Source organism: Amycolatopsis sp. NPDC059021 (assembly GCF_042739895.1).
Taxonomy (GTDB): domain Bacteria; phylum Actinomycetota; class Actinomycetes; order Mycobacteriales; family Pseudonocardiaceae; genus Amycolatopsis.
In genome coordinates, this window is sequence record NZ_JBHYIQ010000008.1 from 46921 (window position 1) to 60865 (window position 13945).

Here is a 13945-nt window from a genome sequence, read left to right on the forward strand (position 1 = left end):
AGCCATGCCAGGCAGTGACGAACTCGTTGCCCTCTATGACAGCGCAGGCCAGGTGGTGGGCGAGGCCACCCGCCCCCGCGTACGCGCCGAAGGACTCTGGCACGCCGCCGGCGTGGTTTTGGTCCGATCAGGTGACGGACAAGCGGTGTACGTGCATTTGCGCACGGCGGACAAGGACATCTTCCCGTCCACCTGGGACTGCTGGGCCGGCGGCGTCGTGGCTGCCGGTGAAACCCCGGCCGAATGCGCCCGCCGCGAACTCGCCGAAGAACTCGGCGTCCACGGAGTGGAACCCGAACCCCTCTTCACCAAGATCTACGACGACGGCTCGATCCGCTGCCACAACTTCGCCTTCGAGGTCCGCTGGGACGGCCCCATCCAGCACCAGGCCGAAGAGATCGTCGAAGGCCGCTGGATGCCGCTCACCGAACTACGCGCCTGGGTCGACGATCCCGCCAGCCCGTTCATCCCCGACGGCCGCGCCGGCGTCCAGGAATGGTTCCGCCGCTACGGCTGAGCGACCAGCTTCCCCGCGACGACCGGCGACAACCGCTTCGCCGCGTCCATCGCCCTCGCCTCCGTACCCGCCGCGACACTCAGCACCGAAACCAGATTTCCCTTGGCGAGCCACACCGTGCACGTCCCGCCCGCGCACCACGCCCGCTGCGCCGACACGCCCGGCTGTGGGGGAAGCGTCACCGGCCTGCCCTCGCACTTCGCCGCCGCAACGACGTCCGCACCCATCCGATCCGGGTACGCACTCACCTGATGACTGAGCACCGCACCGCTCGCGTACAGCCAGCTCGCCGACCGCTGCGCCGCGCCCGCCGGATCCCCGAGACAGCCGGAAGCCTTGCCCTGCCCCGGGTGTACACCTTCCTCGGCAACGTCCTCATCGGACAACAACGCGAGCGCCGGGTCGACGGTCCGCGGCGCTGCCGCGCGGCTCGGCGCCGGAGCGGGTGGCTTCGCCCCCGCCGAAGTCGGCGAAGGCGTGCTCGTCGGTGTCGGATCGTCGTAGTACGTCTCGAGATCATTGGGCCGATCGGCGCAACCCGCCAGCCCGAACAGCGCGACCGCAGCGACAGCGAGCACCCGACCTTGACGCACCTGCTCCGCCCTCCCCACACTCGGCGATCCCCGCACTGCGGCGAACAATAGCCCAGCTCCTCAGTCCCACCCGAGGTGGGACCGGTGCCGCCAGTACGCCGCCGGGTTTTCGGCGAGACCGTCCAATTCGGCCTTTTCCGCCGCGCTCAACTCCAGCGCCGTCGCACGCAGGTTCGCGGCGAGCTGCGCCGGGCTCGCGGGTCCCAGCACGGCGACGTCGAGCCAGTCCTGGGCGAGTACCGCCGCCACGGCAACCGCGTCCGCGCCGGCCCCGTGTTCGGCGGCGATCCGCCGCACCGCATCGGGCGCCTCGACCGCGAGCCTGCCGTTCGCGAGAGTTTCCTTGACCAGTACCTGTTTTCCGGCTTGGTGGGCCTCCGCGAGCGCGGGACCGGCCGAAGTCTCGAGGACGTTCCAGGTCGACTGCACCGCCGTGAACACCGGGCGCCCGCCGGCTTCCAGCGCGAACGCCTTCCGGATCGCGTCGGCCTGCGCCGGCCCGGAGGTGGAGAACCCGACCTCGACGCCACTCGCCGAAAGCTCGGCCAGCGCACCGATGAGCCGCGTGTCGGTGAAAAGTGGACTGTCCACAGTGAGCGAATGCACCTGGTACAGCGAGACCCGGTTTCCCAGCAGCGACAGGGTTTCCGCCCACTGCTCACGAAACCGCGGCTCGGTGTGCTCCTTGACCTCGTGCACCTCCGCGTCGAGCCGCCACTCGCCGACGTAGCGGTAGCCCCATTTGCTCGACACCGTCACGTCATCCGGAGCGCGGTCGGCGAGCCAACCGGCGAGGAACTCTTCCGAGCGGCCGTACGAGCGTGCGGCGTCGATCCAGCGGACCCCTGCTGTGTAAGCGTCATCGAGGACCGCATAGGTCGCGGCCTTCATCGCGACGACACTTCGCTCTTCCGGCAACGCCCCCTCGCGGCCGAGGTTGATGTACGCGGGCCTGCCCAGCGCGGCGAGCCCGACCGCGATGCGGTTCATGCCTCTCCTTGTCGGTGCTGTTCGATGAAGTGCGTGGTGTCGGATAGGTGAGCCGGATTTTTTCCCGACCACGCGCCGCCGTATAGGTCGTTATACACTTTTATGGCGGAGGATTGCGAGCCATTGGCTGGAGTTCTGGGCTTGGCGGTGGAGTTTCTCGAGTCGCGCCGCCGGTGCTCGAACGTAGCCTTTGCCGAAGACGGGTGCGATCTGGCGAAGGCTGGCTCCCTCTTCGCGTGCGGCGAGCAGTGCCCAGTCCGACGCGTCGGCGCAGGCGGCGGAGGCGCGGCGCAACTCCCCCAGCAGGTCGATGAGTTCGGGTGCGCTCAGCTCCCCTGCCTGGACCGCGGCCGCGGTGGTTTCGAGCCAGGCCATGACGTCGGCTTCGGTGATCGGTGCTCGTGGCCGTCCGCTGCTTTGTTCGCTCACGGCGTGGAAGTATAGGTCGTTATACACCGAACTGTGGGACGTGGCGCGGCGCGTCGGCGGCACATCGCTCGCTACGCGGCCGTTACGGTCGCCACACCCGCCGCCCCGGACCAGCGTGACGTCCGAAAACCACTCGCCAGGAGCCGCCTCCGGATCGTTGACTGACCGCGAGAGGTCACGAAGCGGGAGGTCTGGTGGGACGTTTCGGCATCGCCGTGCGGTTCGCGCTGCTGGCGACGGTGTGGGGCGCGAGTTTCCTGTTCATCAAGGTCGGGCTCACCGGTCTCGCGCCCGCGCAGGTGGCGCTGGCGAGAGCCGGGTTCGGCGCGCTGGCCCTGCTCGTGGTGCTGCTCCTCCGCCGCAGACCACTCCCCCGCGATCCGAAGCTGTGGGGTCATCTCGCGGTCGTCGCCGTCCTGCTGTGCGTGATCCCGTTCCTGCTGTTCTCCTGGGCGGAGCAGTACATCTCCTCCGGACTGGCCAGCATCTTCAACGCCACGACACCGCTGGTCACGATGCTCATCGCCGCGGCCGCGCTGCGCGCGGAACGGCTGACCCCGCCCCGGGTCGCAGGACTGCTGCTGGGTTTCCTCGGCGTGCTCACCATCGTCGGCGTGTGGCAGGGCATGGACGTCTCGCACCAGCTCACCGCGCAACTCGCGTGCCTCGGTGCGACGACGTGCTACGGCTGCTCGTTCGTCTACATGCGCCGGTTCGTGTCCCCGCGCGGCGTCGACCCGGTGACCATCGCGTTCGGGCAAACCGCCTTCGCCACGGTGATTCTCGGTCTGCTCGTGCCCGTCGTCGCGAGCACGCCGGTGCGCCTCGACGTCCCGGTCGTGCTCAGCATGCTCGCGCTCGGCGTGTTCGGCACCGGGATCGCCTACGTCTGGAACGCCTCGATCATCGCCGCGTGGGGCGCCGCCAACGCGTCGGCGGTGACTTACCTCACACCGGTCGTCGGTGTGTTGCTCGGAATCCTCGTGCTCGACGAACCACTGAGCTGGAACCAGCCGGTGGGCGCCGTGCTCGTCGTGCTCGGCATCCTCGCCGCGCACGGCAGGCTGCAGCCGCGCCCCAAGGCCGTCGCCGAGCGGGAGCCCGTCGCCGCGGACCAAAGCCGCTGACACGACTGTAGGGCACCGGGATTCCGGTGCCCTACAGTCCGACGATGCGCCGTCAGAGGTACTGACCCGTGTTCGTCGCGGTGTCGATCGCCCGGCCGGAATCCTGGTTCTTGCCGGTGACGAGCGTGCGGATGTAGACGATCCGCTCGCCCTTCTTGCCAGAGATCCGGGCCCAGTCGTCCGGGTTGGTGGTGTTGGGCAGGTCCTCGTTCTCCGCGAACTCGTCGACTATCGCGTCCAGCAGGTGCTGCACGCGCAGGCCGGGCTGCTTGGTCTCCAGCACCGACTTGATCGCCGACTTCTTCGCCCGGTCCACGATGTTCTGGATCATCGCGCCCGAGTTGAAGTCGCGGAAGTACAGGACTTCCTTGTCCCCGTTGGCGTAGGTGACCTCCAGGAACCGGTTGTCGTCACTCTCCTCGTACATCCGCTCGACGGTGTGCTGGATCATCGCGTCGAACGTCGCCTTGTGGTCCCCGCCGAACTCGGCGAGGTCGTCGGCGTGGATGGGCAGGCCCTCGGCCAGGTACTTGGAGAAGATGTCCTTCGCACCTTCGGCGTCCGGCCGCTCGATCTTGATCTTGACGTCGAGCCTGCCGGGCCGCAGGATCGCCGGGTCGATCATGTCCTCGCGGTTGGAGGCGCCGATCACGATGACGTTCTCCAGCCCTTCCACACCGTCGATCTCCGACAGCAGCTGGGGAACGATCGTGGTCTCGACATCCGACGACACACCGCTGCCCCGGGTCCGGAAGATCGAGTCCATCTCGTCGAAGAACACGATCACCGGGGTGCCCTCGGAGGCCTTCTCCCTGGCCCGCTGGAAGATCAGCCGGATGTGCCGCTCGGTCTCGCCCACGAACTTGTTGAGCAGCTCGGGACCCTTGATGTTCAGGAAGTACGACTTCCCGTCCGCGGAGTCGCCCCGCGCCTCGGCCACCTTCTTGGCCAGCGAGTTCGCCACCGCCTTGGCGATGAGCGTCTTACCGCAGCCGGGCGGGCCGTAGAGCAGGACGCCCTTCGGCGGGCGCAGCTGGTACTCCTGGTACAGATCCGCGTGCAGGAACGGCAGTTCCACCGCGTCCCTGATCTGCTCGATCTGCCGGGTGAGGCCACCGATGTCCTCGTAGCGGACGTCCGGCACCTCCTCCAGCACGAGATCCTCGACCTCGGCCTTCGGCACCCGCTCGTAGGCGTACCCGGCCTTGGAGTCGACCAGCAGCGAGTCACCCGGCTTGAGCGTCTGCTCGGCGAGCAGATCCGACAGCAGGACGACCCGCTCCTCGTCCGCGTGTCCCACGACGAGGGCACGCGCGCTTCCGCCTTCCTCCTCGGCAGCCAGCACCTCGCGCAGTGCGCACACTTCGCCGGTGCGTTCGTAGCCGCCACCTTCGACGACCGTCAGTGCCTCGTTGAGCCGCAACGCCTGACCACGGCGCAGCGAGGCGATCTCGACCGCGGGCGACACCGAGACCCGCATCTTGCGGCCCGCGGTGTAGACGTCCACCGTGTTGTCCTCATAGGCGGTCACGAACACGCCGTATCCACTCGGCGGCTGTGCCAGCCTGTCGACCTCTTCCCGCAGTGCCAGCAGCTGGCCACGGGCCTCGCGGAGGGTTTCGACCAGTTTCGTATTGCGCTCGGTGAGCTGGCTCACCCGTTCCGACGCCTCGGCGAGACGTTGCTCGAGTACGCGATTCTGCCGCGGTGAATCGGTCAGCTTGCGACGCAGCAGCGCCACTTCCTCTTCGAGAAAACGGATCTGTCGTGCCTGCTCACTCGCCGTCGCCGGGGCTCCGGTCGCTTCTGAAGGGTCGGCCTCCTCGCGCCGACCTCCGGGAAGGTCATGATGCATCGGGCACCTCCTCGGAGTGCTTTTCATTCCACGGTACCGGCGATCACCGACAATAAAAGGCCTTTCCGCATCACAAGATCGGCGCGTCGCGGTTTCTTCGCTCACTCAGCACGGACATTCCCCCAGCGCAAGCGGCCATTTCGGTGTCCGGTGACCGCGCCACGCCACGGCATGTCGTGTCGCGCGAAGCGAGCAACGGCGAAGTACCCGCCCCCGGTCGCTCCAAACCGGTCTTTCCCGGCCTGTTACGCCCTAACAGCGCGGAGACGGGGCGCGGTGACTAGCATCGGGCGGACCCGCACCGGACCGGTGGCCTGGCCTTTCGCGACAAGCACTAGGGGGACGACTCATGACCTACCCGCCGCAGCAGCCCGGCGGCTACGGCCAGCAGCCCGGTCACTACGGGCAGCAGCCCGACCCGTACGGACAGCAGCAGCACGGCGGGTATCCGCAGTCCGGTCCGCAGCCGCAACCCGGCGGGTATCCCGGTGAGACACAGCAGTTCGGCCAGCCGGGACCCTACGGCCAGCCACCGCAGGGCGGGTATCCGCAGTCGGGCCCGCAGCCTCAGCCCGGCTACCCCGGTGGGACGCAGCAGTTCGGCCGGCCGGACCCGTTTGGTCAGCAACCCGGCCACGGCGATCCCTACGGTGGATTCGACGCGTACCCGCAGGGCGGCTACGGCGAAACACCGCCGCCCAAGAAGAAGACGGGGCTCATCGTCGGGATCGCGATCGGCGCCGTGGTCCTCGTCGGTGGCGGTGTGACGGCCCTCGTCCTCGCGCTGAACAGCGGCGACGACAAGAACACCACCGCGGCGCCGCCGCCCTCGAACAGCCAGGCCGCACCGCCGCAGACCTCCGCGCCGACGTCGTCCTTTCCCAGCGCGAGCAGGTCGAGTTCACCGAGCGCGTCCAGCTCGAAGCCGGCCTCTGGCCCCGCTCCCGGCGGCAAGGGCAATCCGCAGGAGCTGTTCCAGACGGTGGTTTCCGACTACCTCGCCGGCGACGGGAAGTCGCTGGAGACCCGGGTTTGCCGTGCCAACACCAACGGCAAGCCGATCGACCTCGACAAGGTCCAGGTCGAGCTGACCTCCCCCGCCGTCATCAGCCAGGACGGCCAGAAGGCGACCGCGCGGTACAAGGCCACTCCGAACGGCAAGACCGCGGAAGGCACGTTCACCGCGAACAAGGAGTCCGAGGTCTGGTGCCTGTCGGAAGTCAAGGCGGACAAGAAGTGACGAGGCCGCCGCTGCGGTGAAACGCCTGCTGGTCGCCGGATCGGTGCTGCTCGGCGCGGTGGTCGCCGGGGCGGTGGTCGGGCTGTTGCTGATCGCGCCGTCCGGCTCCGATCCCACGCCCGCCCCGGCACCGGCCGCACCACCGGCACCGCCGTCCCGCACTCCTCCCGAGGCGGACGTGGCGGCGGTGAACGTGGCGGCCAAGGCGATCGCGGGCGCCATCACCCGGCACGACTCGGCCGCCTATGGCAAGCTCACCTGCCGCACGCAGACCGCGGACGCGCTGGCGAACCTTCAGCGCACCTGGGACACCGCGGGCGAAGTCACCGCGACACTGCCGAAGCCGCCGGAGATCCGCGGCGAGTCGGCGACGGTGGTCGTGCACGTCGAGGGCGCGGCCGGGATCAAGGACACGCCGTTCCCGCTGCACAAACTGGACGGCCGCTGGTGCATCCCCGGCTGAACCGCCGGTGTCTCAGCCCTTGCTCGGCCTGCGGTGCCGTCGCGGCGACAACGTCCCGTCGGCGAGCCTGCGCGCGGTGAGCAGGAAAGCCGTGTGTGCGACCATCCGGTGGTCGGGGCGGACGGCGAGGCCGACGACGTGCCACGGCCGGACCAGTGACTCCCACGACTGCGGCTCGGTCCAGCACTGCTGTTCCCGCAAGGCTTCCGTCACCCGCGACAGCTGGGTCACCGTGGCGACGTACACCGTCAGCACCCCACCCGGGACCAGATGCGCGGCGACGTTGGGCAGCTGCTCCCACGGGGCCAGCATGTCCAGTACGACGCGGTCCACCTCGCCGGTGTGCGTGGCGAGGTCGGCCACCGTGAGCGACCAGTTCTCCGGTTTCTCCCCGAAGAACTTGACGACGTTGCGCTCGGCGTGTTCGGCGTGGTCGTCCCGGATCTCGTAGGACGACACGTGGCCTTCCGGGCCGACCGCGCGCAGCAGCGAGCAGGTCAGCGCGCCGGAACCCGCGCCGGCTTCCAGCACCCGCGCGCCAGGGAAGATGTCACCCCACATGACGATCTGCGCGGCGTCCTTCGGGTAGATGACCTGCGCACCCCGCGGCATCGACAGCACGTAGTCCGGCAACAGCGGGCGCAGCGCCAGGTATCCGCTGCCGCCCGTCGACGTCACGACCGAGCCCTCGGGCTTGCCGATCAGCTCGTCGTGCGCGAGCGCGCCCCGGTGCGTGTGGTACTCCCCGCCGTCGGCGAGCGTGATCGTGTAGTGCCGCCCCTTCGAATCGGTCAGCTGAACCCGGTCACCTGCACGAAACGGTCCGCTGACCGACAACTGATCCTCCACGCTCACACCGCATTACCGAGGAGAGATCTTCGCAGGTCGTCTCGCCGGGCATCACGCTGGGTGCCTGCCACGGCTCAAGGCCGCGCGCAGGTCTTCGCGACGGAGCACGCCCGCCGGACGGCCCTCGTCGTCGACGACGAGGAACTGCCAGGCCGGGGTTTCCCTGACGCGCTCGGCGATCTCCTCCCCCGGTTCGGAGGCGAGCAGCACGGTCTCGGCACGGATCGGTTCGGCGGCGAGTTCCGCGGGCGCGTGCGGGGACGTGCCCGCGAGCTGTTCGGCGGCGGACTCGTCGAGCAGCCCGGCCGCGACGCCGTCGGCCCGGACCAGCACCACCCCGCGGCCGGCCGAGGCCGCCAGCGCGTCCGACACCGGGCTCTCCGCGGGCAGTTGCAGCACCGGGCGCACCAGCTCGCTCAGCACGAGCCCGTCCGGCCAGCTGCGGCGGGTCTCCGCCGCGAGTTCGGCACGGGCACCGAGGATCACGAACCACGCGGTGATCACGCAGACGCCGAGCCGCAGCCAGCGGTCCTCGCTGCCGGCCGCCAGGCCCCACAACGCCCAGACCAGCAACGCCGTGGCCACCACGGCCCCACCGGCGACGGCGGCGCGCGTGCCCTTGGCCCTGGTGCCGGTCACCGCCCACACCCCGGCGCGCACCAGGCGCCCGCCGTCCAGTGGCAGCCCCGGCAGGAGGTTGAACACCCCGACCGCGAAGTTCGCCACCGAGCACTCCGCGACGAGCAGCCACACCGGACCGTCCGGGACCGCGAACAGCAGCAGCGCGCAGAACCCGCCGAGCAGCAAGGACACGATCGGCCCCGCGGCCGCGACGAGTCCTTCCTGACCGGGCCGCCGCGGCGTCCTCGCCACCTCCGCCAGCCCGCCCAGCAGGAACAACCGGACCCGGCGGACCGGGATCCCCAGGCGGAGCGCGACGACGGTGTGCCCGAGTTCGTGCGCCAGCACCGACAGGCCCAGCAGGACCGCGAACGCCGCGGCCAGCAGCCACGAGGTCAGCGTCGACGCCTCCGGCAGCAGCCGCCCGACCAGCGGCGCGTACAGCACGACCACGATCAGCGAGCCGATCCACCACGACGGGGCCAGCAGCACCGGCACGCCCGCCACCCGGAACAGCATCAACCCGCCCTCCGGGGTCGAGACGGTGCGAGAGGGCCCTGCGCCGTGCTGGCTGGTCGCCGACATACCTCGCAGCGTAAGGCCCGTCGTGTGGGGACGCGGTGATCCGGGCGCCCCCGGGACGGGTGGTGTCGCTCATGCGCACCCGAGCGCCGCTGACGCGTTTCGCGCGGCGAGACTGTCGGTGCCCGGCGCTACGCTCTGCCCATGCCCGACACCGAGACGGTCACAACTGACGTGCTCACCTCCGCGGCGGCGGCATCGAACGATGACGGCACCGCCGCCACCCGGCCGCGCAGACGGCCCGCGCTGTCCCCGTCCCGGGCGAGCGACTTCAAGCAATGTCCGCTGCTCTACCGGTTCCGCGCGGTCGACCGGCTGCCGGAGGTGCCCAGCAAGGCCCAGCTGCGGGGCACGCTCGTGCATTCGGTGCTGGAACGGCTCTTCGCGCTGCCCGCCGCGGACCGGGTGGCCCCGCGGGCGAAGGAACTGCTCGAACCGGCCTGGACCGAGCTGTCCGCCGACCGTCCGGAGTGGACGGAGCTGTTCGAGGGCGAGGACGCCGAGGAGACGTCGGACTGGCTCGCCTCGGCCGAGAAGCTCATCGACGCGTACTTCGGCCTCGAAGACCCGCGTCGGCTGGAACCCGAGGCGTGCGAGCTGCACGTCGAGATCGAGCTGGGGTCCGGTGTGCTGCTGCGGGGCTACATCGACCGGGTCGACGTCGCTCCCACCGGCGAGATCCGGGTGGTCGACTACAAGACCGGGGCGGCGCCGCGCGAGATCGGCGAAGCCAAGGCCATGTTCCAGATGAAGTTCTACGCGGTCGTGCTGTGGCGGCTGCGCGGCGTCGTGCCCCGTCAGCTCAAGCTGATGTACCTCACCGACGGCCAGTCGCTGGCCTACACACCGGACGAGGCCGAGCTGGTGCGGTTCGAACGGACCCTGGAGGCCATCTGGCAGGCCATTCTCAAGGCGGGCAAGACCGGGGACTTCCGGCCGAACCCGAGCAAGCTGTGCGGCTGGTGCGATCACCAGGCGCACTGCCCGGAGTACGGCGGGACACCGCCGCCCTACCCCGGCTGGCCGGAGCCGGACGCCGGCGAGGAGACCGCGCTGGACAGGGCGGACTGACAGCGATGGCGGACGCGTTCTACCTCCCGCTGCCCGACGGGCGGCTGCTGGCCACCCCGCACACCGCGGGGCCGTGGTCACCGGATTCCCAGCACTTCGGCCCGCCTTCGGCGTTGCTCGTGCGCGCGCTCGAAGCAGCCGAAACGGGCCCGCATCCCGGGCTGCTCGCCAGGGCCACCGTCGAGATCCTCGGCCCGGCGCCGGTGGCGGCGGAGCTGTCCGTGCGGTCGTGGCTCGACCGGCCCGGCCGTTCCGTCGAACTGCTGGGCGCGGAACTCACCACCGGGGACAAGGTGATCGCGCGGGCATCGGCGTGGCGGATCGCGACGTCGGACACCGCCGCGGTCGCCACCGGCGACGTCGCCCCGCTCCCGCCGCCGGAGGAGTGCGAAGAGGCACCGTGGCCGCCGGGCTGGCAGGGCGGCTATCTCGAGGCGATGGAGTGGCGCACGATCCGGGGCGGGGCGACCGAGCCCGGCCCGGCCGCGGTGTGGGTGCGGCAACGGCTCCCGCTCGTCGACGGCGAGGAGCCGAGCGCACTGCAGCGTCTGTTCGCGGTGGCCGACTCCGGCAACGGCGTGTCGAACTTCCTGCCGCTGGACCGCTGGTGGTTCATCAACTCCGAGCTCACCGTGCACGTGCGCCGCCCGCCGGCGGGCGAATGGATCGGGCTGGACGCGGCCACCGTCGTCGGTCCCCACGGGGTCGGTACCGCCACGAGTACGCTGCACGACGGCGCCGGTCCGGTCGCCACCGGCGCGCAGGCCCTGCTGGTCCGGCCGCGACAGGCCGGGGGCGGATAGCTGGGCGCGAAGGCACGGGATCCAATAACCTTCGCGGAACGACGGGACAAGGGAGCGCTCCGGCATGCAGATCACCTCGGTGGTCAACCAGAAGGGCGGGGTCGGCAAGACCTCGCTGAGCGTCGGCGCCGCGGCCGCGCTGGCGGAGCGGGGCCGCCGGGTGCTGCTCATCGACCTGGATCCGCAGGGGCATGCCACCACCGAGATGCTCGGCCTGTCCGAGGTCCCGGTGGACGCGCCGAGCCTGGCCAAGGCGCTCACCAAGCTGTGGAAGGGCCCGCTGGAGGAACTCGTCGTCGCGCACCCGCGGAGCAACCTCGGCCGCGGCGGCGCGTTCGACGTCATCCCGACCTCGCCGGGGATGTTCGACCTCATCCGGCGGCTGGACCAGTTCCGGGTGCCCGGCTGGCAGCTGGCCAGGGTCATCCAGTTCGCGAACTACGACCACATCATCATCGACTGCCCGCCCGCGCTCGACGTGCTGACCAACAACGCGCTCGCCGCGTCGCACGGGATCCTGGTGCCGGTGCAGCCGGACAAGACCAGCATCCGCGCGCTGCGCTTGCTCGGTGACCAGGTCCGCTACGTCGAACAGACCGTCGGACGGCAGCCGATCGCCTGGTACGGCCTGGTTCCCGGGCTGTACCGGCGGCCGATCTCGCACTACGCCGCGGCGGCGCTGCAGGAGATGTACAACTTCGGCATCCCGATGCTCTCGCACGTCCCGCTCGGTGTGGTGATGAACGAGGCCGCCGCCAACGGCGTCCCGGTGACGACGTACGCGCCGGAAACCCTGCAGGCGGTGTCGTTCCGGGAAATCGCCGAGACGCTGGACGGTTATCTCGCGCAGAACCCCGGCCCGATCGAGCCCGCGGCGGAGGAGTTCGTCTTCGAGGACTTCATCTCCGAGGTCGCCGTTGCCCGCAACCACAACGACAACGGCGCCAGGAAGAAGCTCTACGACCTCATGCCGAAGAAGCCCCCGCGCCCCCGCTAGGGCAGGTCCGAGTCGCCGCCGAGATTCTCGATCATCCGGCGCAGCACGTTCAGTGCCGCGACGTACTCGTCGGTGGTGATGCCGAGATGCGTCCGGACGTGGGCCTCGGCGGTGTGCTCCCGGGCCCGCGCGAGGCCGGCATGTCCCGCCTCCGTGAGCGTCAGCGCTCCGGCTTCCTCGGCGAGCCAGCCTCGGCCGGCGAGATCGTCGAACACCGCCGCGAAGTCGGTGTCCTGGTCGTCGAACGGGGAAAGCCGCGCGGTCAGCCGCTCCCGGTTCCAGCCGCCGGGGTCGCCCGCGACGTGGTTGAGCGTCCACCAGTGCGGCTGGGTCAGCTTCTCCTTCGCCAGTTCGGCGCGAATCCGGCCGACCACGGCCCGGTACGCCGCACCGCTCCAGTACCCGATCGGCTGAGCGGCCAGCTGGTCCCGCGTGTAGTTCTTCATGTCCACCATCCTGAAAGCTCCAGGTTGGTGGAGGTCAAGCGCGCAGGCGAACGGCTCCGTCCAGCGGTGCCCGAGCGCCCGCCGAGGCCGCACACTGGCGAGATGAATCCGTCAAACAGAACAAAGTGGACAGTCGCTGCCGCTGCCGCGCTGGCGTGCCTGACGATCACCGTCCCGGACGCGGCCACGGCGGCGCCGGTGACCGCCGACTGCACCGCCACCGTGACCACGCGGCCGGAGTGGACCGTCACCTGCTCCGCGGCACATCCGGTCACGATCCGGCTGCAGCACTGGTGGCACTGGCTCGGCCAGACGGAGTCCCACTACTCGGCGTGGGACGCCAACCACCTCGTCCAGCCGGGGGTGCCGTGGCGGGACGGGGTGCTGTTCTTCCCCGAACAGGTCACCGAGCGGCTCTGTGTCGCCGCCTTCCAGGACAGGACGGTGCCGATCTCGCCTCAGCTCTGCCGCTGAGGCGCCGGGCTCACAGCCGGCAGGAGCGGATGTCCGAGGCCAGCACGGCCTTCGCGCCGGCCTCGGCCAGCTCGTCCATGATCCGGTTGACCTCCTTGCGCGGCACCATCGCGCGCACCGCGACCCAGTCCGCGTCGGCGAGCGGCGCGACGGTCGGCGACTCCAGGCCGGGGGTGATCGCGATGGCGCGCTCCAGCAGGGATCGCGGGCAGTCGTAGTCCAGCATCATGTAGTGCTGGGCGAACACCACGCCCTGCAGCCGCGCGGCCAGCTGTGACTTCGCCTTCGCCTCGGCCGCGCCCTTGCGCTGCAACAGCACGGCCTCGGACACACAGATCGGGTCACCGAACGCGACGAGGTTGTGCTGGCGCAGCGAACGCCCCGATTCGACGACGTCGGCGATCGCGTCGGCCACCCCGAGCTGGATCGAGATCTCGACCGCGCCGTCGAGCCGGATGACCTCCGCCTCCACACCGTGCCGCTTGAGATCCTCGCGGACCAGGCGCGGGTAGGACGTCGCGAGCCGCTTCCCTTGCAGGTCCTCGGGTTTCCAGTCGCGTCCGGCCGGGGCGGCGTAGCGGAAGGTCGACCCGCCGAAGCCCAGCCCGAGGATCTCCTCGACGGGAGCGCCGGAGTCCAGGGCGAGATCCCGGCCGGTGATGCCGAGGTCGAGTTCGCCGGAGCCGACGTAGATCGCGATGTCCTTGGGGCGCAGGAAGAAGAACTCGACCTCGTTCACCGTGTCGAGCACCGTCAGGTCACGCGCCTCATGCCGCTTGCGGTAGCCCGCCTCGCTGAGCATCTCGGCCGCGGCGGCGGCGAGGGCTCCCTTGTTCGGCACGGCAACACGCAGCATTTCGCTTCTCCTCGGATTCGGCGCGCGAAGGC

The 13945-nt window shown here is 70.2% G+C and carries 16 protein-coding genes; 8 read left to right on the plus strand and 8 right to left on the minus strand.

From position 1 onward, the window contains the following. The first annotated feature begins 4 nt into the window (after nt 1–4). Nucleotides 5–517, plus strand: coding sequence for an NUDIX domain-containing protein (locus ACFWX1_RS06680; protein ID WP_378384563.1), 513 nt, complete (start codon nt 5–7; stop codon nt 515–517). Here the strand turns inward: ACFWX1_RS06680 and ACFWX1_RS06685 are convergent. From ACFWX1_RS06685 to ACFWX1_RS06695, 3 genes are all read right to left on the minus strand, one after another. Then, complete coding sequence (locus ACFWX1_RS06685; RefSeq protein ID WP_378384565.1) at nt 508–1095, minus strand: hypothetical protein; 588 nt, start codon at nt 1093–1095, stop codon at nt 508–510. The genes ACFWX1_RS06680 and ACFWX1_RS06685 overlap by 10 nt on opposite strands. A 75-nt stretch (nt 1096–1170) precedes the next feature. Continuing rightward, the gene (locus tag ACFWX1_RS06690; RefSeq protein ID WP_378384567.1) at nt 1171–2100 is read right to left on the minus strand and encodes an aldo/keto reductase; all 930 of its coding nucleotides are present in this window, start codon (nt 2098–2100) and stop codon (nt 1171–1173) included. A 90-nt stretch (nt 2101–2190) separates the two neighbouring features. Then, nucleotides 2191–2475, minus strand: a complete 285-nt coding sequence (locus ACFWX1_RS06695; RefSeq protein ID WP_378384787.1) for a hypothetical protein — start codon at nt 2473–2475, stop codon at nt 2191–2193. A gap of 248 nt (nt 2476–2723) precedes the next feature. Here ACFWX1_RS06695 and ACFWX1_RS06700 point away from each other — a divergent pair, with 248 nt between their 5' ends. Continuing rightward, nucleotides 2724–3656: a DMT family transporter gene (locus ACFWX1_RS06700; RefSeq protein ID WP_378384569.1), complete on the plus strand. Its 933-nt coding sequence runs from the start codon at nt 2724–2726 to the stop codon at nt 3654–3656. Nucleotides 3657–3708: 52 nt separating this feature from the next. Here ACFWX1_RS06700 and arc read toward each other — a convergent pair whose 3' ends face one another. Beyond that, nucleotides 3709–5511 (minus strand): proteasome ATPase, encoded by a 1803-nt coding sequence (gene arc, locus ACFWX1_RS06705; RefSeq protein WP_378323173.1) that lies wholly within the window; start codon nt 5509–5511, stop codon nt 3709–3711. Nucleotides 5512–5860: 349 nt separating this feature from the next. Between arc and ACFWX1_RS06710 the strand changes: the two genes are divergently transcribed. Both ACFWX1_RS06710 and ACFWX1_RS06715 read left to right on the plus strand, forming a co-directional pair. Continuing rightward, nucleotides 5861–6751, plus strand: coding sequence for a hypothetical protein (locus tag ACFWX1_RS06710; RefSeq protein ID WP_378384571.1), 891 nt, complete (start codon nt 5861–5863; stop codon nt 6749–6751). 16 nt (nt 6752–6767) lie between these two features. Further along, nucleotides 6768–7214, plus strand: coding sequence for a hypothetical protein (locus ACFWX1_RS06715; RefSeq protein WP_378384573.1), 447 nt, complete (start codon nt 6768–6770; stop codon nt 7212–7214). A gap of 12 nt (nt 7215–7226) precedes the next feature. On the opposite strand, the gene ACFWX1_RS06720 is transcribed toward ACFWX1_RS06715, so the two are convergent. Continuing rightward, nucleotides 7227–8051, minus strand: a complete 825-nt coding sequence (locus ACFWX1_RS06720; protein WP_378384789.1) for a tRNA (adenine-N1)-methyltransferase — start codon at nt 8049–8051, stop codon at nt 7227–7229. Nucleotides 8052–8114: 63 nt separating this feature from the next. Continuing rightward, nucleotides 8115–9269 (minus strand): M50 family metallopeptidase, encoded by a 1155-nt coding sequence (locus ACFWX1_RS06725; RefSeq protein WP_378384575.1) that lies wholly within the window; start codon nt 9267–9269, stop codon nt 8115–8117. 141 nt (nt 9270–9410) lie between these two features. Here ACFWX1_RS06725 and ACFWX1_RS06730 point away from each other — a divergent pair, with 141 nt between their 5' ends. The 3 genes from ACFWX1_RS06730 to ACFWX1_RS06740 all read left to right on the plus strand — a co-directional run bounded on the left by ACFWX1_RS06730 (nt 9411) and on the right by ACFWX1_RS06740 (nt 12137). Then, complete coding sequence (locus tag ACFWX1_RS06730; protein WP_378384577.1) at nt 9411–10337, plus strand: RecB family exonuclease; 927 nt, start codon at nt 9411–9413, stop codon at nt 10335–10337. Nucleotides 10338–10342: 5 nt separating this feature from the next. Continuing rightward, nucleotides 10343–11140, plus strand: a complete 798-nt coding sequence (locus ACFWX1_RS06735; protein ID WP_378384579.1) for a thioesterase family protein — start codon at nt 10343–10345, stop codon at nt 11138–11140. 64 nt (nt 11141–11204) lie between these two features. Continuing rightward, the gene (locus ACFWX1_RS06740; RefSeq protein ID WP_378384581.1) at nt 11205–12137 is read left to right on the plus strand and encodes a ParA family protein; all 933 of its coding nucleotides are present in this window, start codon (nt 11205–11207) and stop codon (nt 12135–12137) included. Here the strand turns inward: ACFWX1_RS06740 and ACFWX1_RS06745 are convergent. Continuing rightward, nucleotides 12134–12583 carry a MarR family transcriptional regulator gene (locus ACFWX1_RS06745; RefSeq protein WP_378384583.1) on the minus strand — a complete coding sequence of 150 codons (450 nt, stop codon included), beginning with the start codon at nt 12581–12583 and terminating at the stop codon, nt 12134–12136. The genes ACFWX1_RS06740 and ACFWX1_RS06745 overlap by 4 nt on opposite strands. Nucleotides 12584–12685: 102 nt before the next feature. Here ACFWX1_RS06745 and ACFWX1_RS06750 point away from each other — a divergent pair, with 102 nt between their 5' ends. Then, entirely contained in the window at nt 12686–13057 is a 372-nt protein-coding gene (locus tag ACFWX1_RS06750; protein WP_378384585.1) for a hypothetical protein, read from the plus strand. Nucleotides 13058–13067: 10 nt separating this feature from the next. Here ACFWX1_RS06750 and hisG read toward each other — a convergent pair whose 3' ends face one another. Further along, entirely contained in the window at nt 13068–13913 is an 846-nt protein-coding gene (gene hisG, locus ACFWX1_RS06755) for an ATP phosphoribosyltransferase (protein ID WP_378384587.1), read from the minus strand. Nucleotides 13914–13945: the final 32 nt, after the last annotated feature.